The organism is Nocardia sp. NPDC051833, assembly GCF_040681225.1.
Classification (GTDB): Bacteria; Actinomycetota; Actinomycetes; order Mycobacteriales; family Mycobacteriaceae; genus Nocardia.
On record NZ_JBFAYK010000001.1, the window covers coordinates 1,104,542 to 1,129,796 of the forward strand.

7 protein-coding genes and 1 tRNA gene are annotated in these 25,255 nt (G+C 71.3%); 3 read left to right on the top strand and 5 right to left on the bottom strand.

Going from position 1 to position 25,255, the window contains the following annotated elements:
• Positions 1-15 precede the first annotated feature (15 nt).
• Positions 16-14,844: an SDR family NAD(P)-dependent oxidoreductase gene (locus AB0L91_RS04860; RefSeq protein WP_365007289.1), complete on the bottom strand. Its 14,829-nt coding sequence runs from the start codon at positions 14,842-14,844 to the stop codon at positions 16-18.
• 677 nt (positions 14,845-15,521) lie between these two features.
• Here AB0L91_RS04860 and AB0L91_RS04865 point away from each other — a divergent pair.
• Positions 15,522-17,195 carry a hypothetical protein gene (locus AB0L91_RS04865; protein WP_365007290.1) on the top strand — a complete coding sequence of 558 codons (1,674 nt, stop codon included), beginning with the start codon at positions 15,522-15,524 and terminating at the stop codon, positions 17,193-17,195.
• A gap of 20 nt (positions 17,196-17,215) precedes the next feature.
• Here AB0L91_RS04865 and AB0L91_RS04870 read toward each other — a convergent pair whose 3' ends face one another.
• Positions 17,216-19,180 carry a YhgE/Pip family protein gene (locus AB0L91_RS04870; RefSeq protein ID WP_365007291.1) on the bottom strand — a complete coding sequence of 655 codons (1,965 nt, stop codon included), beginning with the start codon at positions 19,178-19,180 and terminating at the stop codon, positions 17,216-17,218.
• Positions 19,181-19,435: 255 nt separating this feature from the next.
• Positions 19,436-19,509: transfer RNA gene (locus AB0L91_RS04875), tRNA-Met, on the bottom strand.
• Between the two features lie 353 nt (positions 19,510-19,862).
• On the opposite strand from AB0L91_RS04875, the gene AB0L91_RS04880 reads away from it, so the two are divergent.
• A complete protein-coding gene (locus tag AB0L91_RS04880) occupies positions 19,863-20,399 on the top strand; it encodes a transglycosylase family protein (protein ID WP_365007292.1) in 537 nt (178 codons plus the stop codon).
• A gap of 71 nt (positions 20,400-20,470) precedes the next feature.
• Here AB0L91_RS04880 and AB0L91_RS04885 read toward each other — a convergent pair whose 3' ends face one another.
• On the bottom strand, positions 20,471-23,455 hold the full coding sequence (locus AB0L91_RS04885; protein ID WP_365007293.1) for a UPF0182 family protein: 2,985 nt from the start codon (positions 23,453-23,455) through the stop codon (positions 20,471-20,473).
• Between the two features lie 157 nt (positions 23,456-23,612).
• Between AB0L91_RS04885 and AB0L91_RS04890 the strand changes: the two genes are divergently transcribed.
• On the top strand, positions 23,613-24,191 hold the full coding sequence (locus tag AB0L91_RS04890) for a PPA1309 family protein (protein ID WP_355280770.1): 579 nt from the start codon (positions 23,613-23,615) through the stop codon (positions 24,189-24,191).
• Here AB0L91_RS04890 and AB0L91_RS04895 read toward each other — a convergent pair whose 3' ends face one another.
• Positions 24,192-25,217 carry a PDZ domain-containing protein gene (locus tag AB0L91_RS04895; RefSeq protein WP_365007294.1) on the bottom strand — a complete coding sequence of 342 codons (1,026 nt, stop codon included), beginning with the start codon at positions 25,215-25,217 and terminating at the stop codon, positions 24,192-24,194.
• Positions 25,218-25,255: the final 38 nt, after the last annotated feature.

A 25,255-nucleotide genomic window follows, 5' to 3' on the forward strand; every position in this document is an offset into this window, starting at 1 on the left:
TCCTGCTCGTTCAGCTCAGCTGAGGTTGTCGATGAAGTCGAATAGCTCGCGGTCGTCCGCGTCGTCGAGACCGTCGAGGTCGATCTCGCCGGGGTCTCGGTCCGCGAGCCTGCGCACCAGGGCGGCCAGCTTGTCGGCGATGCCGGACCGGTCCGCGGCGGACAGGTCGGCCGCGTCGAAGCTGCGGGCGAGTGCGTCGACCTCGTCGGCGATCCGCCGCGCTGGGTCGTCGACCGGGGCGATCTCCCGGCGGACGAACCCGGCCAGCGCCTCCGGCGTGGGGTGGTCGAACATGGCGGTCGCGGGCAGCTGCAGGCCGACAGCGGATTTCAGCCGGTTGCGGAATTCCATGACGCCGAGCGAATCGAACCCGAGATCACTGAACGGCTTGTCCGGTGCCGTCGCGTCCGCGCTCGCGTGGCCGAGAACGGCCGCGGCCTGGGCCCGGATCACGTCGAGGACGAGCCGGTCCTGCTCGGCGACCGTGCGGCCGACCAGGCGTGCCGCCAGGGACGCGGCGTCGGACGACGTCGTCGCCCCGGTGGCTTCGCCCGCCCGCCGCCGGGCAGGCCGGGCCAGGGCCCGCATGACCGGCCGGACGTCGGTGGGATCGACCTCGCCGAGCGCGGCCGGGTCGACCCGCACGGCGACGAACGCGGACCGGCCGCCCGTCAGTGCCGCGTCGAACAGCGCCATGCCGTCCTCGGCGCCCAGCGGGAGCAGACCTTCGCGCCGCAGGCGGACGAGGTCGGCCGCACCGAGGCCGCTGGTCATGCCGCTGCCCTGCTGCCACGGCCCCCACGCGACCGAGGTCGCGGGCAGGCCGCGCACCTGCCGGTGCTGGGCCAGCGCGTCGAGGAAGACGTTGGCGGCGGCGTAGTTGGCCTGCCCCGGGTTGCCGATCACGCCGGAGACGGAGGAGTAGAGCACGAACGCCGACAGGTCCAGGTGGGCGGTCGCCTCGTGCAGGTTCCACGCCGCGTCCACCTTCGGCCGCAGCACCTGGGCGAACTGGTCGGCGGTCATGGTGGCCAGGAGACCGTCGGCCAGGACGCCGGCGGAGTGGACGACGGCGGTCAGCGGATGGTCGGCCGGGATCGCCGCCAGCACCGCGTCCAGGGCGGCGCGGTCGGCCGCGTCGCAGGCGACCACGTCGACGTGCGCGCCGAGTTCGGTGAGCTCGGCGACGAGTTCGGCCGCGCCGGGCGCGTCCGAGCCACGCCTGCCCGCGAGGACGAGCCTGCGCGCACCGTGCGTGGTGACGAGGTGGCGGGCCGTCACCGCACCGAGTCCACCGGTGCCGCCGGTGATCAGGACGGTGCCCTCGGGCCGCAGCGGTGTCGGCACGGCGAGGACGTTCTTGCCGATTCCCCGGGCCTGGCTGAGGTACCGGAACGCCTCCGGTGCCCGGCGCAGGTCCCACGCGGTGGTCGCGGTCGGCGTCAGCGCGCCGCGATCGAACAGGTCGACGAGCGCGGCCAGGATCTCCCGGAGCCGGTCCGGTCCCGCCTCCATGAGCATGAAGCTCGCGTACCGCACGCCCGGGTGGGCGGCCGCCACGGCGGCGGGGTCGCGACGATCGATCATGCCCATCTCGACGAACCGCCCGCCGCGCGGCAACAACCGCAGCGACGCGTCGACGAAATCGCCCGCCAGCGAGTCGAGCACGATATCGGCGCCGCGACCGCCGGTGCCGGCGTGGAACTTCCGTTCGAAGTCCAGGGTGCGCGAATCACCGATCTGTTCGTCGTCGAAACCCAGCTCCCGGAGCACATTCCACTTGGGCCTGCTGGCGGTGACCAGCAGCCGCAGGTCGAGGTGCCGCGCGAGCTGGATCGCCGCCATGCCGACGCCGCCGGTGGCCGCGTGCAGCAGCAGGGTCTCCCCCGGCTGCGCGGCGGCCAGGTCGACGAGACCGTAGTAGGCCGTCGCGTAGACGATCGGCACGGCCGCGGCCTGGGTGAACGACCAGCCGCGCGGCATCGGCGCGAGCAGCCGCTGATCGGTCACCGCGACCGAGGCGACGCCGGGGGTGAAGCCGAACACCCGGTCGCCCGGCGCGAAGGCGGTGACGTCGGGCGCGACCTCGACGACGATGCCCGCGCCCTCACCGCCGATGCGGCCGTTCGGGTCCGGGTAGGTGCCCAGTGCCATGAGCACGTCCCGGAAGTTGAGTCCGGCCGCCCGCATGCTCACCCGCACCTGGCCCGGAGCGAGCGCGGTGCCCGGGCGCTCGACCAGCGCGAAATTGTCGCTGGACAGCGTGCCCTTGTCGAGCGGGGTCAGCGCCCACTCGGCGGCGTGCGACGGTGCCACGAGCGCGCCCGCGCTGGGGTTCAGCCGGGGCAGGTAGGCGGTTCCGCGCCGGACGGCCACCTGGGATTCGCCCGCGATCGCCAAGGCCGAGGCCACGGCGGCCCGGTAGTCGGCCCAGGAATCGGTGTCGACCAGCACGATCCGGTCCGGGTTCTCGCTCTGCGCGGTGCGCAGGAGTCCCCAGGCGGCCGCCGCCGACAGATCCACCGGCTCGCCGGGATGGGTGGCGACGGCATGGCCGGTGACGACGACGATGCGCCCGTCGTCGGCCAGCAGCCGCCGCACGCGGGAGGCCAGTGCTGTCACCGAAGTACGCACCGCGGCGGGCAGATCGGCGTCGGTCGAGGTGTCGTCGAGGCGTACCACCGTGGTGGTGCGGCCGTCGATCGTGACGGTGTCACCGTCGGCGCCGGGGCGCCAGTCGTCGACGGTGATGTCGCCGGTGGGCTCGGCGGCGGTGATCCAGTCGAGCTCGTAGCCGAGGCCGACCCGGCGCCGGCCCGCGCCGAGCGCGTCCGTCGACAGGGATCGCAGCGTCAGAACGCCCACGTCCGCCACGGGCGCGCCGGTCCGGTCGGCGAGGGTCAGCGCGATTCGCGTACCGCCGGACCCGGTGCCGGTCGAGGTGGCCCGCACGCGCAGTGCGGTCGCACCGGCGGCGCGCAGGACGACGTTCTCCCAGGCGAACGGCACGGCCACGGTACCGGCGGACTGGTCGGGCACCAGGCCGCCGAGCAGGATCGCGTGCAGCGCGGCATCGAGCAGGGCGGGATGCAGGCCGAACGACCCGGCGTCCGCGCGTACCGACTCGGGCAGGACGACCTCGGCGAATACCTCGCCCTCGCCGACCCACAGGGCGGTGAGTCCCTGGAAGGCCGGGCCGTACCCGTAGCCACGCTCGGCCAAGCCCGGGTAGGCGTCCGCGAGCGCGATCGGGGTGGTGTTCGGGGGCGGCCAGGCCACCAGATCGGCTCCGGCGGTGGTGTCCCCGGCGGTCATCGTCGCGACCGCGTGCCGGGTCCACCGGTCCGCGTCGTCGCCGGTCGCCCGCGAGTACACCGAGATCGTGCGGGCGCCCGCGTCATCCGGTCCGCCCGCCACCACGCGCAGTTCGGCGGCGGAGTCCGCCGAGATCGGCAGTGGCGCCTCGATCACCAGCTCAGCCAGCACCGGGCACGCCACCACGGTTCCCACGTGCAGGGCCAGCTCCACCAGTGCGGCGCCGGGCAGCAGCGCCACCCCGGCGACGGCGTGATCGGCCAGCCAGGGGTGCGCGGACGGCGACAGCCTGCCGGTGAACACCACCTCCGCGGAATCCGGCAGGCGCACCATCGCACTCAGCAGCGGGTGGGCCGCGTCGTCGAGGCCCGACTGCCGGACATCGGCGGCCTCGACCGGCCGCACCCAGTACCGCTGATGCTGGAAGGCGTAGGTAGGCAGGGTCACTCGCCGAGGGGTGTGCCCGGCGAACACCGGCGTCCAGTCCACCGGCAGACCCGCCGTGTGGGCCTGGGCCAGCGCCGTGACGAATCCGGCCGTCTCCGCGACGGAGCGCCGCGACGACGCCAGCACGGTCGACTTCGCCTCGAGCTCAGGGTGTTCGGCGAGGCAGGACCGGGTCATCGCGGTGAGCACCGCGTCGGGACCCACCTCAACGAACCTGCGCACCCCGGATTCGATCAGCGTGGTCACCCCGGGCGCGAATCGCACGCACCCGCGCACCTGCGTCACCCAGTACTCCGGGTCGAGGACCGCGTCGCCCGCCGGGGCACCGGTCACGTTCGACACGATCGGCAGCAGCGGCGCTCGATACGTCAAACCTTCTGCAACGGTGCGGAACTCGTCGAGCATGGGGTCCATCCGGGCCGAATGGAACGCGTGGCTGACGCGCAACCGGTGCGTCCGGCCGCCGCGCTCGGCGACCCGTCGCGCGAGCTCGTCGACGGCGTCCTCGTCGCCCGAGAACACCACCGCCTCCGGGCCGTTCACGGCGGCCACCGCGAGGCGATCGCCGTAGCCTGCCACCAGTTCCCGCGCCTCGTCTTCGGACACCGCGACCGCCAGCATCGCGCCGCCCTCGGGCAGCGCGCCCATCAACCGGCCGCGCGCCGCCACCAGCGCACACGCGTCCGCGAGGGACCAGACCCCCGATACGTAGGCCGCCGCCAGCTCGCCGATCGAGTGACCGGCGACGACATCCGGGACGACACCGCATGATTCGAGCAGGCGGAACATCGCCACCTCGAACGCGAACAGCGCGGGCTGGGTGAACTCGGTCCGGCTCAGCCCCGCTTCGGGGGCGTCGAACAGCACCGTGCGCAGCGATCCGCCGAGGTGGCGATCGAGCTCGGCGCAGACCTCGTCCAGCGCCGCCGCGAACACCGGGAAGTCCCGGTACAGCTCGGCACCCATGCCGGGACGCTGCGCGCCCTGCCCGGTGAACAGGAAGGCGGTCTTCCCCTGTCCGGCAATGCCTTCGACCACCGAGGACGAGCCGGTCCCGGCGGCGAGGGCGGCCAGTCCGGCCAGCAGCTCGGCCCGGTCACCGCCCAGCGCGCCGCCGCGCCACTCCAGCAGCGCCCTGGTCTCGAGCAGCGCCGCCGCCACGTCCAGCGGGTCCACCGCCGGATGGTCGATCAGCCACTGCCGCAGCCGATCCGCCTGCGCCCGCAGCGCCTGCTCGGACTTCGCCGACACCAGCAGCGGGACGGTCCCGGCAGGAGCGGTCACCGCGGGCGCGGCAGGAGCCGCCACGGGTGGCTCCTCGAGGATCACGTGCGCGTTCGTGCCGCTGATCCCGAACGAGGACACGCCCGCGCGCCGTGGCCGCGCACCGGCGGGCCACCGTTCCGCCTCCGACAGCACCCGCACCGCCCCGGCCGACCAGTCCACATGCGGCGACAGGGCATCCACGTGCAAGGTCTTCGGCAGGGTGGCGTGGCGCATGGCCTGCACCATCTTGATCACGCCGCCCACGCCGGACGCGGCCTGCGAGTGTCCGATATTCGACTTGAGCGAGCCGATGCGCAGTGGCTCGTCCCGCTCCTGACCGTAGGCCGCGATCAGGGCCTGCGCCTCGATCGGATCGCCGAGGGTGGTGCCGGTGCCGTGCGCTTCGACGACATCCACGTCGGCCGGGGTCAGGCCCGCGTCGGCCAGCGCCGCCGCGATCACCCGCTCCTGCGACGGACCGTTGGGCGCGGTCAGGCCATTGCTGGCACCGTCCTGGTTGACGCCGGTCCCCCGCACGACGGCGAGGACATTGTGCCCGAGCCGCTGGGCGTCCGAGAGCCGCTCCACGACCAGCACGGCCGCGCCCTCCGACCACGACACACCGTCGGCGGCCGCCGAGAACGACTTGCACCGTCCGTCCGAGGCCAGCCCGCGATTGCGGGAGAACTCCAGGAACACCATCGGCGTCGCCATCACGGTCGCGCCGCCGACCAGCGCCAGCGAACTCTCCCCCTGGCGCAGGGCCCGGCACGCCACGTGCAGGGCCACCAGCGAGGACGAGCACGCGGTGTCCACCGTCATCGCCGGGCCCTCCAGACCCAGCGCGTAGGACACCCGGCCGGAGGCCACACTGCCCACGGCCCCGGTCACCACATAGCCCTCGACCTCGGGGGTCTGCCGGGTCAGCGTCTCGTAGTCCTGGTACATCACGCCCGAGTAGACGCCGGTATCGGTGCCGCGCAACGACATCGGATCGATGCCCGCGTGTTCGAGCGCCTCCCACGACACCTCGAGCAGCAGGCGCTGCTGCGGGTCCATCGCGATCGCCTCGCGCGGCGCGATCCCGAAGAATCCCGCGTCGAAGTCGGCCGCCTGGGTGAGGAAGCCGCCCTTGCCGGAGTAGGTCGTGCCGACACGATCGGGGTCGGGATCGATCAGCCGATCCAGCGCCCACCCGCGATCGGACGGGAAATCGCTGATGGCGTCGGTGCCCGCGGACACCAGCTCCCACAGCTCGTCGGCGGAGCCGACACCACCGGGGTACCGGCAGGCCATACCGACGATGGCGATCGGCTCGTCCGCCCGCACGCGCCGGACCGGCCGCGCGGACGGCGCGCCCGCCGCCGTCGGCGCGACCCGCGCCTGCACCAGTGCCGCCACGGCCGCCGGGGTCGGATGGTCGAAGACCAGGGTCGACGGCAGGGTCAGGCCGGTGGCCTTGCCCAGTCGATTGCGGAATTCCACCGCGCCGAGCGAGTCGAAACCCAACTCCCGGAACGGCTTCCCCGCGTCGACCGACTCGCCCGAATCGTGGCCGAGGACCGCGGCCACCTGGTCGCGGACCACCGCCAGCACCACGGCGGCGCGTTGCGCTTCGGGCACGCCCGCCAGTCGTGCCGCCAGCGAACCCGCGGGCTGCGTGGTCGGCACGGTGACCGGCGCCGGGCGACGGAGGTAACCGCGCAGTACCCCGGGGATCGTGTCGACGTCGGTTTCGCGACGCAGGACGGTCGCGTCGAACCGGATCGGGACGAGTCGCGCGTCCGGACGGGCGAGCGCGGCGTCGAACAGGCGCAGGCCCTCGTCGTCGCCGAGCTGCCCCAGGCCCAGCCGATCCCAGCGCGCGACGGCGACGCGATCCAGCGCGCCGGTCATCCCGCCCGCCTGGTTCCACGGACCCCAGGCCAGCGCGGTCGCGGGCAGGCCCGCCGCCCGTCGCTGTTCGGCCAGGGCGTCCAGGACGCCGTTCGCGGCCGCGTAGTTGCCCTGTCCGGCCGTGCCGAGCACGCCGGACACCGAGGAGAAGACGATGAAGGCCGACAGCTCGCCGGTCAGCTCGTGCAGGTGCCACGCGCCGTCGACCTTGGGCGCCAGGACCCGGTCGACCTGGGCGTCGGTCATCGACTCGACGATGCCGTCGTCGAGGACGCCCGCGGTGTGCACGACGGCGGTCAGCGGGCCGTCGGCGGCGATGGTGTCGAGCAGGAACCTGACCTCGTCGCGGTCGGCGACATCGCAGGCCACGACCCGCACGTCGGCGCCCGCGCGGGTCAGCTCGTCGGCCAGGGCGGCCGCGCCGGGCGCCGCGAGCCCCCGGCGGGAGGTGAGCACCAGGCTGCGCACCGCGTGCGCGGTCACCAGGTGGCGGGCGAACAGCGCGCCGAGGCCACCGGTGCCGCCGGTGATCAGCACCGTGCCGTCGCCGAACGACGGGGTGGCGGTGGTCGCCGGTGCGGACGCGCGCGTCAGCCGGGGTACCAGGAGTTCCGGGCCGCGCACCGCGACCTGGGGCTCCGTCGTCCGGATGACGGCGGCGATCCGGTCCGCGTCCAGTGACGCGGCGGGATCCTCGTCGACGAGGACGAATCGCCCCGGGTTCTCCGACTGCGCGCTGCGCACCAGACCCCACACGGCGGCGGCGACGAGATCGGGCGCCGCGCCCGGGAGCGCGGCACCGCCGGTCGTGAGCACCGCCAGCCGGGGCAGTTGTTCGTGGGCGAGCCAGGACTTCAGCACCGCCAAGGTGTCCAGGACACCGCTGCGCACGGCCTCGGGGGTCGTGCCGGTGGGCACCCGCCACACCACCACGTCCGGAACCTGTTCAGCGACAGCCAGATCGGCCACCGTGGTGGCGGCGTCGATCCCCGGCACCACGGTGTCGGCGAGGACTGCCATGGACGGGGTCGCGCCGCCGGGGACCACGGTGGGTTCCCAACGCAGTTCGAACAGCTGCGCGGCGTCGGCCAGGGAGTTCCGGAACGCCGTGACGTCGTAGGGACGCATCACCACCGCGTCGACCGACAGGACCGGGGTGCCGTCCGGCGCGACGGCGGCGACGGACACCGCGTCCGGGCCGGTCGCGACGGCGAGGACGCGCAGCGACGGGAACTCGGGCGCGCTGTCGACGGTATGGAGACGAACCCCGCCCCAGCGGAACAGCAGCTTGCCGGTGGCCGGGTCGGCGGCGGCATCGCGCCACACCAGCTGGGCGAGTCCGGCGTGCAGGGTCATGTCCAGCAGCGTGGGATGCAGGACGTAGCGTCCCGATTCCGCCGCCGGATCGGTCACGAGGGCGATCTCGGCGAAGACCGCGTCATCGCGCAGCCACGCGGCGCGCACGCCGGTGAACGCCGGGCCGTACTCGAGGCCCGATCCGTTCGACATCCGCACCGGAATATCTTCGGCCACAACGGCTTCCGCGCCCTGCGGAGGCCATGGTTCGTCACGCAGACGCGCCAGCAACGCCGACTCGCCGGACCCCGCCGACAGCGCGCCGGTCGCGTTGCGCGCCCAGTCCGCATCCGGTGCGGTCCGGAAGGAGACCTCGAACGGACGCGACCCCGACGCGTCGGGTGCCCGCACGAGCACCTGCAGCTCGACCTCGTCCGTACCGGACGGCAGGATCGGCGCCTGCAGGGTGAGTTCTTCCACCACCCCGCAACCGATCCGGGCACCGGCGGCGAGCAGGAACTCGACCAGGGCCGCGCTGGGCACGACCACCACGCCGTAGGAGGTGTGATCGGCGATCCACGGCTGCGCGCGCAGGGACAGACGACCGGTGACCAGCCACTCGTCGGTCCCCGCCAGGCCGACCACCTCCGTGCGGACCGGATGATCCGCGGGGGCGCCGGGCGCATCCTCGACCGGCCGCAACCAGAACCGGCGATGCTGGAAGGCATAGGTGGGCAGCGGAATCCGGCGTGCAGCGCGGCCCGCGAACATCGGCGACCAATCCACGCGCACACCGGCGACATGCGCCTGCGCCAGCCCGGTGACGAACTGCGTCACCTCGTCGGCCGCCCGCCGGGAGGTGGCGACCACCGTCGACTCCGGTTCGATGTCCGGGTGCTCGGCCAGGCTGGTGCGGGTCAGTGCCGACAGCACCGCGTCCGGACCGACCTCGACGAACCGGCGCACGCCACCCAGGGCGAGGGCGTCCACGCCCGGCGCGAACCGCACACAGCCCCGGACCTGACGCACCCAGTACTCCGGGTCGGTGACCTCGGCGCCGGCGATCGCACCGGTCAGGTTCGACACGATCGGCGTGCGCGGCGACGCGTAGGCGATACCCGCTGCCACGGCACGGAATTCGTCCAGCATGGGTTCCATGCGGGCCGAATGGAAGGCATGGCTGACGCGCAGCCTGCTGGTCTTGACCTCGGCGGCCGCGAGTCGCCGCTCGATCTCCTCGATCGCGTCGTCGTCGCCGGACAGCACCGTCGACGACGGGCCGTTCACCGCCGCGACCGCGACCCGATCGCCGAACTCCGCGGCGATCTCGAGCGCCCGCGCTTCGTCGATCGCCACGGCCAGCATCGCCCCGCCCGTGGGCAGGGCGCCCATCAACCGCCCGCGCGCCGCCACCAGCGCGCAGGCGTCCGGCAGCGTCCACACTCCGGTCACATAGGCGGCGGCGAGCTCACCGATCGAGTGGCCGATCACCACATCCGGTGTCACACCGAAGGATTCGAGCAGCCGGTACAGCGCCACCTCGAACGCGAACAGGGCGGGCTGGGTGATCTCGGTCCGATCCAGCACCGCGGGGTCGCCATCGAACATCACCTCGCGGAGCGCGAGGTCGAAATGCGCTGACACCGTGTCGATCTCGGTCGCGAAGACCGGAAACGTCTCGTACAGACCGGCGCCCATGCCGATCCGCTGCGCGCCCTGTCCGGTGAACAGGAACGCCGTTCGTCCCGCACCGGCGACGCCCTCGATCACGCCGGCGCCGGATCCCGATTCGGCAAGGTCGGCCAGCCGGGCGAGGATCTCGTCGCGGTCGCGTCCGAGCACCACGCCCCGCGAATCATGCTGCGCGCGTGTCGATATCAGCGCATGCGCAACGTCGGAGAGGTCGACCTCGGGATGTTCCGACAGCCACCCGCGCAGTCGCGCGGCCTGCGCGCGCAGGCCCGGTTCGCCCTTGCCCGACACCAGCACCGGGGTCAACGTCGTCGGCCGCGCTGGCGCGTCGTCGATGTCCTGGGCGACAGGCGCTTCCTCGAGAACGACGTGCGCGTTGGTGCCGCTGATCCCGAAGGAGGACACCCCCGCCCGCCGGACCCGCTCCCCGGCGGTCCACGGTTCCGGTTCGGTCAGCAGACGCACCGCGCCCGCCGACCAATCCACATGCGGTGACGGCGAATCGAGGTGCAGGGTGCGCGGCAACCGCTCGTGCCGCATCGCCTGCACCATCTTGATCACCCCGGCCACACCGGCGGCGGCCACGGTATGACCGATGTTCGACTTCAGCGCACCGATCCGCAGCGGCTCCCGGTCACCCTGGCCGTAGGCGGCGATCAGCGCCTGCGCCTCGATCGGATCACCGAGGGCCGTGCCGGTTCCGTGCGCTTCGACGACATCCACGTCGGCCGCGGTGATGCCCGCGTTGGCCAGTGCCTGCGCGATCACCCGCTCCTGCGAGGGTCCGTTCGGCGCGGTCAGCCCGTTGCTCGCGCCGTCCTGGTTCACGGCGCTGCCGCGCACGACCGCCAGCACCCGGTGACCGAGTCGCTGGGCGTCCGAAAGACGTTCCAGTACGAGCACACCCGAGCCCTCAGACCACGCCACGCCGTCGGCGGCGGCCGAGAAGGGCTTGCACCGGCCGTCCGGTGCCAGGCCGCGCTGACGGGCGAAGTCGACGTGCAGGGTGGGGCTGGCCGCGACGGTGACGCCGCCGGCGAGCACCAGCGAGCTGTCCCCCTGGCGCAGCGCCTGGCACGCCAGATGCAGCGCCACCAGCGAGGACGAGCAGGCCGTATCCACTGTGACCGCTGGCCCTTCCAGGCCGAACACGTAGGCGATCCGGCCCGAGATGACGCTGTGCGAGGTTCCGGTGAGCCGGAATCCCTCCAGCTCACCGGTCACCCGACCGGCGTAGCCCGACTCGCAGGCGCCGACGAAGACGCCGGCGTCACCGCCACGCAGCGAGGTCGGGTCGATGCCCGCGTCCTCCAGCGCTTCCCACGCGGTCTCGAGCAGCACCCGCTGCTGGGGGTCCATCGCCAGCGCTTCGCGCGGACTGATGCCGAAGAAGCCGGCGTCGAAATCGCCCGCGCCGTCGAGGAATCCGCCGTGCCGGGTGTAGACCGTGCCCGGGGTGCCGGGGTCCGGGTCGTACAGCCCGGCGAGATCCCAGCCGCGATCGGTGGGGAACTCGCCGATCGCGTCCCGCCCGGCGATCATCAGGTCCCACAGGTCCTCGGCGGACGCCACGCCACCGGGGAACCGCGCGCCGATACCGACGATCGCGATCGGCTCGTCGGTGGTCGCCCGCCGCGTCACCCGGCGCTGCTCCCGACCGCCGCCGGACACCCGCGCCCGCAGCAGTGCCGCCACCGCCGTCGCGGTCGGATAGTCGAAGACGAGGGTGTCGGGCAGCGTGACACCGGTGACCTTGGTCAGCCGGTTCCGCAGCTCCACACCGCTGATCGAGTCGAAACCGCCATCGGTGAACGGCTGGTCGGCATGAACCGCTGCCGCCGAGTCATGACCGAGGACGGCGGCGGCTTGCTCCCGCACGAGGTCGAGAACTATGGCGTCGCGCTGGAATTCGGGCGCTTCCGCGAGCACCCGAGCCAGGTCGCTGTCAGCCCGGAGACCGATCTGACCCGGGTCACCGTGCTCCTCGGCGCCACTGGCCGCGAAGTCGCCGTCTGCATGGCTGTGCTGCGCGGCAACCTGCGCCGCGGGGTCGAACACCGTCGTGTTACGCCCACCGCCGCTGCGCTGCGTGGCGCCGTGCCCCGGTCCCCTGAGCGGCGTGACTCCGCGTCCTGCGGCACCGAACTCCTCGGCATCGCGACCATCTGCGCTGACCTGTGTGGCATCGTGCCCCGCTGCGTCGGCGTCGGTGGCATCGTGACCATCGCCGCCGTGCCGCGATGCACCGCGCTCCGCACCGCTGAGCGCCGCGACTTCGTGTGCTGCGGCGCCGGAATCGATGGTGGTGGGGAAGGTGGCCTCGGCCAGGGCTGTCGGCGTGCCGGTCCAGAAGTCGCGGCGCTGGAATGCGTACGGCGGCAGGTCGACCCGCGCGCCGCCGGTGACGAGCGCGTCCGGGCGGACCGGCAGACCGGCGCAGTAGGCCTGGGCGAGCGAGGCGACGAACCAGTCCGGACCGTCCTCGCCGAGACGGCGCGATCCGATGACCGTGACACCGTCCGATGCGGCCGCGGCGAGGTCCGGGGTGAGCACCGGGTGGGGGCTCATCTCGACGAATCCGGTGATGCCGTCGTCGATCAGCGCGGTCACCATGTCGGCGAACCGCGCGGTCTCCGGCTGCGGGCGATGCCAGTAGTCGGCGTCGAGTCGCGCGGTGTCGACGCGGTCGGCGGACACCGTCGAGAAGAACGGCACCGACCCCGAGCGCGGTCGGATCGCCGCCAGATCGTGCTCGGAGCCGAAACGCCCTCCACCACGGCCCGATCGGCCGCTGCCCTCGGCCGCGCTCCGTGAAAGAGCGGCCACCACCCGCGCCGCGTCGGCCAGCGACAGTCCACCGGCGATGTACGCGGCGGCGATCTCGCCCAGCCCGTCACCGATCACCAGGTCCGGTACGACACCGGCGGCCTGCCACCGCCGGGCCATGGACACCATGACCGCGAACAGCACCGGTGCCGCCACATCCAGACGATCCGCCGACGGCGCGTCCTCGTCACCACGCAGCACCGCGTCCAGCGACCAGTCCACGTACGGCGCCAGCGCCTGCGCGCACTCCGCGATCGACTCGGCGAACGCCGCGTCCGACGCCAGCAGCCCCAGCGCCAGACCGGCCCAGCGGCTCCCCCGCCCGGGGAAGACGAACGCGACCCGGCGCGGCGCCGCCCGCCCGACCGTCGACCCGGGTGCGGCCACGGCCGCCAACGCGGTCAGCAACTCCACACGATCGCGTCCGGCGGCATAGCCGCGCCATTCCATGGGTACTCGCGTGGTCAGCAGCGACTGCGCGACATCGACGACACCCACATCCGGACGCCCGACCATCCACTCCCGCAACCGCGCAGCCTGCGCGCGCACACCGTTCTCGCTGCGTGCCGAGAGCACCAGCGGCACCACACCGACACGATCGGGCCCGGGGCGCGCGGCGGCAGCCGAACGTACGGGAGAGGTAGACCGGTCGCCTCGACCGATCGCGGCGGGCTCGCCGTCCACAGCCCCTGCCGCGACACCGAGAACGGGAGGTGCGATCCCTGCCGGCCCACCATGACCATCGGGCGCCGACACCGCCGCGCCAGCGCGAACGACAGCCGCAGCGCCATCAACGGCAGGCCGGCCACCGTGAACGGCTGGCTCAGCCCCGCCCGACGCGGCAGGGGCAACGCCGACAGGCGCCTGCTCCAGGATTACGTGGGCGTTCGAACCACCCATGCCGAACGAGGACACCCCGGCCCGGCGCACCGTCTCCGCCGACCATTCCTCGACGCCGGTGACGACACGTAGACCCAGGTCGTCGAGCGGAATCCGAGGGTTCGGAGCCTGGAAGTTCAGGCTGGGCACCAGACCACCGCGACGCAGGCAGAGCGCGGTCTTGATCAGGCCCGCGATCCCCGCGGCGCCCTCCAGATGCCCGATGTTCGTCTTGACCGAGCCGACGGCCAGTGGCGCGCCCGGCGCCCGGTCGACGCCGTAGCTGTCGCCCAGCGCCGCCGCCTCCACCGGATCACCCGCGGGCGTTCCGGTGCCGTGCAACTCGACATACTGCACCGACGACGCCTCGACCCCGGCCGCATGCAACGCCGCCGTGATCGCCGCCGCCTGCGCCGCCCGGCTCGGCGCACTGAGCACCCGGCGTTCGTTGCCGGTGGTGACCGCGCTGCCCCGGATCACGGCATGGATCCGGTCCCCGTCGGCCATCGCTCGGTCCAGTGGTTTCAGCACCACCATGCCGCCGCCCTCGCCGCGCACGAACCCGTCGGCCCTGGCGTCGAAGGTGTAGCAGGCGCCCAGCGCCGACTGCGCGCCGAACTGTTCGATCCGCGCACCGCTGGACGGTGACAGGATCAGGTTCAGGCCGCCGGCCAGCGCCACCTCGCTCTCGCCGCTGCGCAGGCTCTCGCACGCCAGGTGCACCGCGACGAGCGAGGACGCCTGGGCGCTGTCGACGACGAGACTAGGTCCGCCGAAACCGAAGTGGTTGGAGACCCGGTTGGCGATGATGCCGCGCCCGGCACCCCACAGCGAGTGCCTGCTGACGCCGGGACCACCGCGCGAGGCCATCAGCTCGGCGAAATCGCTACCGGTGCTGCCGAGGAAGACGCCGTACCGCCGCGGCTCGTCCGCCGCAGCCGCCAGCCCGGCATCCTCGAGCGCTTCCCAGCTCAGCTCCAGCGCCAGCAGCTGCTGCGGATCGACCGCGCGCGCTTCGACGGGCGAGACCCCGAAGAAGTCGGCATCGAAAGCACCGACAGTGTCGAGGAATCCGGCCCGCTCGGTGATCCCGTCGCGCCCGGCCGGCGCGGTGCCGATCGCGGCGCGCCCGGAACTGAGCAGCTGCCAGAAACCCTCGAGATCGGCGGCACCCGGCAATCTGCAGGACATACCGACAATCGCGACATCGAACGTCGAACCGGTCACCTCTGAACATCCTTCCGCGAAGCACGTTATTTCCCCCCGTAGCCCCCTACCGAGTGAATGTCGGGGTTACCAGAGCGCGGAGCTGGTCATGTCACCATCGATTCGTAGTGCTGACTGATGAGGTCGACGACTCAGACGATTCGTGCGTCAACACAACGAATCTCGATGCGGTCGAGCAGAGGGGTGCGGAATATCGTCCGCGGATAGCCGTAGCCGCGCAGTCGGGGCGGGCCGGGCGCGGCGGGAGTCAGCCGTTCGGCCGGAAAGCTGACGCGCTACGTCGCCATTCCGGCGGCCAGAGGCGCGGGTCTGAGGGCGTCTCGACCGGGCGAACCGGCGCGGCGATCCCTCTCGAAAGGTTCGAACGGCAGAACAGGACTCATTGAACTGCACAGTATTTGGGGTATCTCGAGCTTGTCAACCGTCCGGTTTCTTCCCATTCATCGTGCTGATTACTCACAAAGCTTCCCACGTTCCTGGCCGCTTCGCAGTGTTCGGTGGCTGGGATGTTGCCCGGTGCTGGTACCGTTCGACCGTTCCGCGCCGGTCGCGCGTCAACCCCGCATCGACCCCGCCGATCGCGCTCGTGCTCCGCCGGGGCCCCACCGCCCTCTCGATGTCGCATTGCCCTGCGTATTCCGGGCTTCGTGCCCGATGGATGGAAGGTGTGATCACTGATGCGTCGAGCCTGGTCCGGACTGGTCGCGGCAGCACTGACCGCGGCGACCGTCGCCACGAGCAGTCCCGCCGTGGCCGACGAGTGGTGGCCGTTCGGCGTCCTGCCCGAGGGGCTCAGCTGCGCGGCGCTCACCCTGCCCGGCCGGGCGGGAGCTTGGCCGCTACCGATGCACTTCCCCTCCGTCGGGATCGGTTTGCTGACGATGCCGTTCGCGCCCGCGGGCATCGTCGATCGGCTCCCCGCCCGCGTCGAGTTGCGGACGCCGCGGACCGGTTTCAACGAGGCCTGGCAGTTCGCGCTGCTCGACGGCAACCTCTACCTGAAGGCTGCGGTGGGCGAATCCGGCTGGCGGACAGCGCCACTGCCGAACTGCCTGCGCGGGCAGATCTCGGCGATCTCGGTGGATCGGAGCAGGTTGGTCGCGCTGGTGCCGGGCGGGCGGGTGTTCACGCTGGAGTCGGCCGACCAGACGCCCGAACTGTGGTGGTGGACGGCACGATTCGGGTCCCCGATCTGGCTGGACCCGACCGGGACGAGGGTCCGGCCCGCGTCCAGGGCGTGGAGCCTGTCCTGGCTCGACCCGGAGTACGTGCAGCTGATCCCGTTCCGGCAGCAGGGCTTCTGGACCGATCCGACGGGCAAGCAGCAGCCGGTCGGCGGCGCCGGGGTGACGACGGTGTTCGTCCTCTCGCCGGAGGGCAACCGGATCGTCATCCTCGATCCCTGGCTGCCCGGCAGCGATCCGCTGAAGATCAGCGATCCCGAGTTCGCCGACGACTACAGCTACGAGCTGCCCGGTCCACTCGACGGGCGTTTCCAGTCGATCAATCTCAGCGCCTCGGGCTCGACGACCTTTCTGATCAACGAGTACGGCGACATGTACACCCGGCTCTGGGACTTCGACATCTCCGGCGCCGACACCCTGTTCTTTTCCTATACCTATGGCGACAAGCCCGATCTCGCCGAGGCGCCGACCAACTTCGACGCCTGGGTCGGCCAGTTCGAGTTCCTGCGCCCGTTCTTCCCGCAGTACACCGGCATCCATCTGCCGTCGCCCGCGTGGGTGCGTCAGCCCAAGATCCCGGGCGAGATCACCTCGACGATCAGCATCCACACCACGGGCGGCCGGTCCGAGCAGCGGGAGCTGCGCGTGGAGGGGCGCCACGGCGGCCGGACCGGCTTCTGGCACAAGCCCGTCGAGGCCGGCGACTGGTCCTTCACCGTCAACGACCGTCCGCTGACCGCCGAGGTGCTCGACAATCGTCCCGGCGACACGTCAGCCCTGACGATGGTCGGCGCGACCGGCGTCGACTACGACTACCGTGATCCGGCCGGCTGGACGATGGGCCTGCGCGACTACGACTACGCCGACGATGTGATGCCGGTCCGCGTCTGCACGGCCGACAACGCCTGCACCGACCTGAGCCTGTTCCTCGCGAGCACCCCGCGCTTCGGTTGGCAGCCCGAGGGCCTGTCCGCGACGCCACGCACCTATCACGGTCTGCTGCAATCCCCCGAGTCCGACTGGAACGCCATGCCCGCGGGGGTGCGCGCCGTCGTCGAGCGCATCACCGGCGCCGATCGCGCCGCCAATGTCGTCGCCACCTCGAACACCGGTGAGTTCACGCTGAGCACCACCGAGGGCTTCCAGGTCGTCCTCCGGCGCTCCTGAGCGGGCAACGCGGGAGGACGTCACGCCGGGGCGGGCCGCGGGGCGGAGGTCGCGGAGGTGGTGGCGAGGTGGCGGGCGACCAGCATCGCGGCGAAGGCCGTCACGAGCATGGCGATCAGGACGGCGATCGAGGCCCAGAACATGGTGTCGTAGAGGGCGATGTCGGCGCGGATGACGACACGGCGGGCGAAGGTCATCGGGGCGATGTCGGTGAAGGGACGGAACGCGGGCGGGGTCGTGCCCGCGGGGAAAACCCCGCCGAAGGCGAAGATCTGGAACATGTAGAAGGCGAAGGCGGCGATCGAGCCCGTGACGCGGCCGAACACCACGATGAACAGCTGCGTGGTGACCGCGGCCACCGCGCCGACCAGGACGATCACGGCCGCCATGACCGGCCACTGCTCGGGCGACCAGCCCGCCGAACTGCCGTAGCCGGCGGCCAGCGCGGTCAGGACGACGACGCCGACCACGCCGACCGCGGAGCCGCGCAGCAGCGGTACGGCGGTGCGCCGCCACAGCGTGGTCCCGCTCGCGGCGCCACGCCACGGGCGCACCAGCATCCAGAGCACGATGGCGGCCAGGAACGCCCCCATGACCACCAGGACGGGGCCCGCGCCGCCGGCGATCTCCTTGGTGCTGCGGTCACCGCCGCGTACCAGCTGGCTCGGCTCCTGGTTGCGGACATCCATGGCGACGGGCTGGGCGATCACGTCCGCGGAGGCGGTGGGGTCGGTGATGTGCGGGGCGGCGGTGGCGCCGTCGCGGAGCCCGCTGTCGAGCTGTGCCGCACCGTCGTCCAGCTGGGTGGCGCCGTCGCGGAGTTCACGGCCACCGGCGGCGAGCTGACCGAGGCCGGTGGAGAGTTCGGCGGCGCCTGCGCCGAGTTGGCCCGCGCCGTCGCGGAGTTGTCCGGAGCCGTCGGCGAGGGCCAGGACACCGGCGCGGTATTCGGCCGTGGGGTCGGTCAGCTGGCGAGCCAGTTCCGCGGTGCCGTCGCGCAATTGGGCGAGCTGGCCGACCAGCGAATCGGGGTCGGTGGGGCCGACCTGCCCGAGCAGGTCCTTCAGCTGGACAGCGGCGTCGGCCAGGGCCGGGTCGGCGTTCCTGCTCAGCTCGTCGAGCAGCGGGTTCAGCTGGGTCGCGAGTTGTCCGGCGGGCGCGAGAGCGTCGAGCAGGGGCGTGATGATCTGGTCGACGCCGTCGCGGATCTGGGTCGCGCCGGTGCCGAGCTGGTCGGTGCCGGTCACCAATTCGTCGGCACCGCCGGCGAGTTGCACGGTGCCCGCGTGGAGTTCGCGGGCGCCAGCCACCAGCTGGGACGCGCCGAGGGCGGCCTCGTCGAGACCGGCCGAGAGTTGGCCGGAGCCGTCGGCGAGCTGGGCGGTGCCCTGCGCCAGCTGCGTCGCGCCCTGCGACGCCTCACCGATGCCCGCGCCCAGACTGTTGACGCCGACCAGGACCTGCGAGGCGTAGCCGCGGCCGATGGTGGCGGCGATCTGGTGCCGGGCGTCGGCGATCACGCTGTTGGCGACGGCGGGACCGAGGGTTCCGTTGAAATCGTTGTACCAGACCGCGATTCGGGCACGCTGCGGCACGGGGTCGGTCACGCTCAGCACATTGCGGGTGAAGTCCGCGGGGATGACGACGGAGAAGGCGTAGCGGCTCTCGCGCAGGCCCTGCACGGCTTCGGCGCTGCTGACCCGATGGAACTTCAGCTCGCCGCCGGACACCAGGGTATCGAGGATCTCGGTACCCATGTTCTGGGCCTTGCCGTCGGAGACGCCGCCGACGTCGTCGCTGGCGACGGCCACCGGGATCTGCTTCAGATACAGCTCCGGGTCCCACATGATCCACATGTAGACCGCCGAGATCAGCGTCGGCACCACCAGGAACAGCACGACGAGCACGCGCAGCGGTCCCGCAGCCCGGCGCGAGCGGAGCAGCTCGCCGACGCGAGTGCGAAGGGATGTCGATCTGTCTGCCATGGCGGAACCCCGATACTGCCCAGTGAACGTTGGCGCCCAAGCTAGTTGGTCACCCGTCCAGCATGGGCGGAATCGGGCAAATTGTCCTGCCGAGTCGGCGCATCGCCGCATCACCCCCGCCCGGCGCCGCCGCGCGAGAGCACCCCGGCCGCACCGAGACCGCACGCCTAGAAGGCCGGGATCGACCGATGCGCGACCAGCCCCCGCAGGCAACGCAAAAGGCCCGGAACCTGATGGTTCCGGGCCTTTTCTTTGTAGCGGGGACAGGATTTGAACCTGCGACCTCTGGGTTATGAGCCCAGCGAGCTACCGAGCTGCTCCACCCCGCGTCGGTGAATACAACATTACACACGGGTTAGCTCGGATGCCAAATCGTCAGGTCAGTGCCGGTTTTCGGGGAGTTGCCCGCGATCTTCGGCAACGGCCGGAGCGACGCGGAACCCAGAGGTGTGACCGGCGTCATACCCACGCGCCACCCGGCACGGCGGGCCGAATTCCCGTGACGGGGGTCACTATTTCGACGTGATCTCACGCACATAACGGACCAATAACAGACCGACCGGGATCTAGGCATTCCCCCGCGCTATGCAGCGTAAACATTGGTAAGACGGCTATTTCATTCATACAATTGTCTCGTTATCAAGATGTGATCGTCATGGATTTCTTGGTTAGCGTCTCCCCCATGACTGAGACCCGGAAATTCCGCACCCGTGCCCTTGGCGTCGCCGCCATCACCGGCGCCCTGGTTGCCGTTCCGTTCAGCCTGGCCACCGGCACCGCCTCCGCCGCGACCCACAACTGGGACGGTGTCGCGCAGTGCGAGAGCGGTGGCAACTGGGGTATCAACACCGGTAACGGCTACTACGGTGGCCTGCAGTTCTCGCAGAGCACCTGGGCCGCCAACGGTGGCCAGGGGTCGGCGCACAACGCCAGCAAGGAAGAGCAGATCCGCGTCGCGGAGAACGTGCTCGCCAGCCAGGGTGTCGGCGCGTGGCCGCACTGCGGCCGCTACCTGCAGGCCGGCACCTCCGAGCCCGAGCCCGCCGTGGTCGAGGAGCCCGCCGTCGAGCTGCCCGCGCAGACCGATACCGAGGTACAGTCCGCCGTCGACCAGGCCAAGGCCGCTGGTCAGGCCCTGGCCGAGCAGTACGGCGTCGCGGGTCAGTACCAGGACCTGCTCAACGCCAGTGCCCCGCTGATCGCCTCGATCGGCGGCTGATCCACCGTTCCCCCTGCACGAGAAAGGCCCCGCCGTCCGGCGGGGCCTTTCTTGTGCAGTCGTACCGTCGGCTACCGGCCGCCGGCGTCCTGGTACGCCTTCACCGCGGCGTCCAGTTCCTCGAGCGCCCTACCGAAATCGGTGAAGTTGCCCGTCCGCATCGCCGTGCGGACCGCCTCGATCTTGCGGCTGAGCTCGGCGGCCGCGGCCTCCTGGGCGGTCGACCCCGGCGGGGTGGTTGTCCCGGCGGGCGGGGTCGTGCTGCCGTTCGGCGGCGTGGTGGTGCCCTGGTCGACCGGCGGGGTGACGCCCGGCTTCGGCTTGACCGCCGGATCGCCACCGAACGGCGTCGCCAGCGCGCCGGCACCCGGCATGACCTGGTTCAGCGCCTCGGCCAGCGTCGCCGCGTAGCCGACCTTCACGCTGCCCGCCGCGTCGCGGTAGCTCACCAGCACGCGCAGCAGCTGCGGGAACGTCGATGACCCGGTGTTGCGTTCGTTGTAGAACGGCTCCACGTAGAGGATGCCGCCGTCGGCCACCGGCAGCGTGAGCAGATTGCCGTAGCGGATCTTGTTGGAGTTCGACAGCAGGGTCTTCTCCCGCGACACCGCGTCGGCGGTGGTCATCGAGTTCTGCGTCTGCTGCGGACCCTGGGTCTGCGTCTCCACCGGCAGCTGCAACACGGTGAACTTGCCGTACCCGTCGGGGTCGGAGCGCACCGAGATGTAGGCCGACAGGAACTGCCGGTTGTAGCCGACCATCGCCGAGGTCAGGTTGAACACCGGCTTGTTCGTCTTCGGATCACCCAGCAGCACGTAGTACGGCGGCTGGTTGAAGGTGCCGCCCTCGATCGTGGGATCGCTGGGAACCGACCAGAACGCGTTGTTGGTGAAGAACTCGCGCGGGTTGTCCACGTGGTACTTGGTGAGCATGTCGCGCTGGACCTTGAACAGGTCCTCCGGGTAGCGGAAGTGCGCCCGCAGCTCCGGCGAGATGTCGCTCTGCGGCTTCACCGCGTTCGGGAACACTCCGCGCCAGGCCTTGAGGACCGGGTCGGTGGTGTCGGTCTCGTACAGGGTGACGGTGCCGTCGTAGGCGTCGACGGTGGCCTTCACCGAGTTGCGGATGTAGCTGACCTCCTTGCGCGGGATGACGCGCCCGGTCTTCTTATCGATGCTGTCCTCGACCGCGCCGTCGAGCGAGGTCGGCTGGGCGTAGGGGTACTTGTCCAGCGTGGTGTACGCGTCGACGATCCAGACGATGCGCTTGTCGATGACCGCCGGGTAGGCATTGCCGTCGGTGGTCAGCCACGGCGCGACCTTCTGCACCCGCTCGCGCGGACCGCGGTTGAACAGGATCTTGGAGTCGTCGCTGATCGCCGAGGAGAACAGGATGTTGCGCTCGGCGTACTTGGCCGCGAAGGCCAGGCGGTTGAACCAGTTGCCGATCGGCACGCCGCCGCTGCCCTCATAGGTGTAGGAGGCCTGGTCGGAGTCGTACTCACGCGGCGCCTGGCCGTCGGCGGCGCCGACGATGGCGTAGTCGGGATCGGACTGGGCGATCAGCTCGCCGTAGTAGATGCGCGGCTGGTCGACCTTGATCTGCTGGTCGTCCACCTTGGTGAACAGGTCGCTCACCATGAACAGCGGATAGCCGGAGTCGCTGCCGCCGACCACGCTCGGCGCGTCGGACTGCGGCTTGTTCACCCGGTTGGCGGGCGCGGCGACGAAGCCGTTGCCGTGGGTGTAGACGGTGTGCTGGTTGATCCAGTCCTTCTGGTTGCCCGAGAGCGCTTCCGGATGCAGCTCGCGCGCGGCGACGATGTAGTCCTGGGTGTCGCCGCCGAGGGTGTAGCGGTCGATGTCGAGCGACTCGGGGAAGCCGTAGAAGTTCTTCCGCTGCTGCAGCTGGGTGAAGGTGGGCGAGAGGATGTTCGGGTCGAGCAGCCGGGCGTTGCCGATGGTCGCCGCGTCCGCGGGCACCTCGAGCGGGCTCTTCTTGCTCTCGCCCTGATAGTCCTGATATTCGACCTTGTCGTCGGTGATGCCGTACGCCTGGCGCGTCGCCAGGATGTTGCGCTCGATATAGGGGCTCTCCTTGTCGGCGGCGTTCGGGCGCACCGAGAACTGCTCGACCACCATCGGCCACACCGCGCCGACCAGGATCGAGGAGAGCACCAGCAGGGCGGCCGCCATCGCGGGCACCCGCAGATCACGCAGCACGATGCCGGCGAAGAACGCGATCGCGCAGATCACCGCGATCGAGAGCAGGATCAGCTTGGCGGGCAGCACCGCGTTGATGTCGGTGTACGACGGGCCGCCGAAGGTCGGCTCCTTGCGGGTGCTCGACAGCAGGTCGTAGCGGTCGAACCAGTACGCGACCGCCTTGAGCAGCACGAAGATTCCGGCGATGACGGCGAGCTGCACGCGCGCGGCCCTGGTCAGCGTGCCCTCACGCCCGGCCAGCCGCAGCCCGCCGAACACGTAGTGGGTCACCAGGTTCGCGAAGAAGGCGATCACCACGGCGACGAACAGCCAGTTCAGCACCATCCGGTAGAACGGCAGATCGAAGGTGTAGAAGCCGATGTCGAGATGGAACTGCGGGTCCTGCTGGCCGAACTCACCGCCGTGCAGGAACAGCTGCACGGTCGCCCAATTCGACTGCGCGACCAGGCCCGACAGCAGACCGAGCAGCACCGGGATGCCGACGCCGAACAGCCGCAGCCTGCCCATCACGGTGGTGCGGTAGCGCGCGATCGGATCGTTGGGCCCGGCGACGGGCACGAACACCGGCCGTGACCGGTAGGCCAGCAGCAGCGCGGCCCACACCACGAGGCCGACGAACACCGCGACCACGACGAACAGGATCAACCGCGTGCGCAGCACACCCAGGTACACGCTGCGGTAGCCGACCTCACCGAACCACAGCCAGTTGGTGTAGGCGTCGGTGAGCCGTGGCCCGAGCAGCAGCAGCGCCGCGAGGACGACTGCTGTCACCAGCAGCACCCGGCTGCGTCGGGACAACGAAGGTAAACCGGTGGGGGGCCGCATGCCCACGGTGCCACTCTCCAAGGGTCCGGCGGCTACCACGCCGGTGATCGGCGCAGCACCGCAGTCCGATGTTGCGGATGGTCCGTTGCCGGACCGTTGGCGCCCACTCTACGGAAATCGGACACCGTGCAAGCGTCTGGGCCGAAAATGATTGGATGGGCGGGTGACCGATGACCAGCACGCCGAAGTCGTCCTCGCCCGCTGTGTGCGCGAGGTCGTCGAGTTCGCCGACGCCGAGGGCTGGGGTAACCCGCCGCAGATGTTCGCCCTGGTGCCGACCGCCGACCTGGTCGCGGCCGAACCCGACCTCGAGGATCAGCTCGACGACGGCAGCGAGCTCACCCCCATCGCGCAGGAAGCCTTCCCCGACGACATCACCGGCGGGTCGATGGCGCTCGACGAATTCCTCGCGACCACCACCTGGCCGCCCGCCGTCGAGGGCTGCGTGCTCGTCCAGGAGATCGTGGTGCTCCCGCCGGACGCCGAGAGCGATCTCGACGAAGCGCTCGTCCCGCTGCTCGCCGACGACGACGCCGCCGACGCGGCCGGGCGCGCCGCGGCGCACGCCCACCCCGGTCGCCGCGACGCCCGGCTCATCGCCGGTGTGCTGCGCCAGGGCACGTCGCTGTGCCTGCTGCAGATCCGCCCCGAGGACGACGACGGCTTCGGCGATCTCGACCTGCGCACGTACCCGAATCTGGCACCGGGCCTGGTCGAGGCCCTGCACCACACGCTGGAGTGATCAGCCGCAGCTGACGGCCTCGCGGCCTGCGTCGATGTCGGCCAGCGAGGTCACCGCGCTGTCGAGCGTGTCGACCCGCACCAGGCGCAGCCCCTCCGGCGCCCGCTGCCTGGCCTCGTTGCAGTTGTCGGCCGGGACCAGAAAGGTCTCGGCACCCGCCTCGCGGGCGGCGATCATCTTGTACTGGATGCCGCCGATCGGACCGACCTTGCCCTCCTGGTCGATGGTGCCGGTCCCGGCGACGAACCGGCCGCCGTTGAGTTCACCGGGCGAGAGCTTGTCGATCAGGGCCAGGCTGAACATCAGGCCGGCCGACGGCCCACCGATATCGGCGAGGTTGAACTCGACCTGCAGCGGCGGACGACCGCCCTCACCGGGCGTGATGCCGAGGTAGCCCTTGGTCGAGTCGTCGGGGCGGGGCGCGAGGGTGATCGGCGTGGTCTGCTGCGCGTCGCCACGGCGGTAGACGACGGTGATGGTGGTGCCCGGCCCCTTGGTGGAGACCAGGTCGATGACGTCCTTGGGCGTGGTGATCGGCGTGCCGTCGATGCTGATCAGCTCGTCGCCGACCTGCAGCACGTCCTTGGCCGGGCCGTTCTCGCCGAGTCCGCGCACCAGCACGACCGTCGGCAGCTTCAGGTAGTGCAGCGCGGCGACCTCGGCGTTGCTCTCGGAGTCCTTGAAGTCCTGCTGGTTGGACTTGTCGACCTCCTCGCGCGACACACCGGGCGGGTAGACCTCGGCGCGCGGGACAAGGCCGTGCTCGCCGCTGACCCAGAAGCCGAACGCCTCGAACAGGTTCAGCCCGTCGCGGACCGAGACCGTCGTCATATTGAGGTGCCCGCTCGTCGGATCCAGGGGTGCGCCCGTGACGTCCACCACCTGCTTGCCGTCGACCTCGCCGAGGGTGTCGAAGGTCGGCCCCGGCCCGAGCGCGACGAACGGCACGGTGACCACGCTGCCGACCACACCGAGCACGAGCACGGGTACCAGGGCCACGATCAGGGTGAGGATCCGACGATTCACTCCGACCACAGTAGTGATCACCGGCCGCCACCGACGGC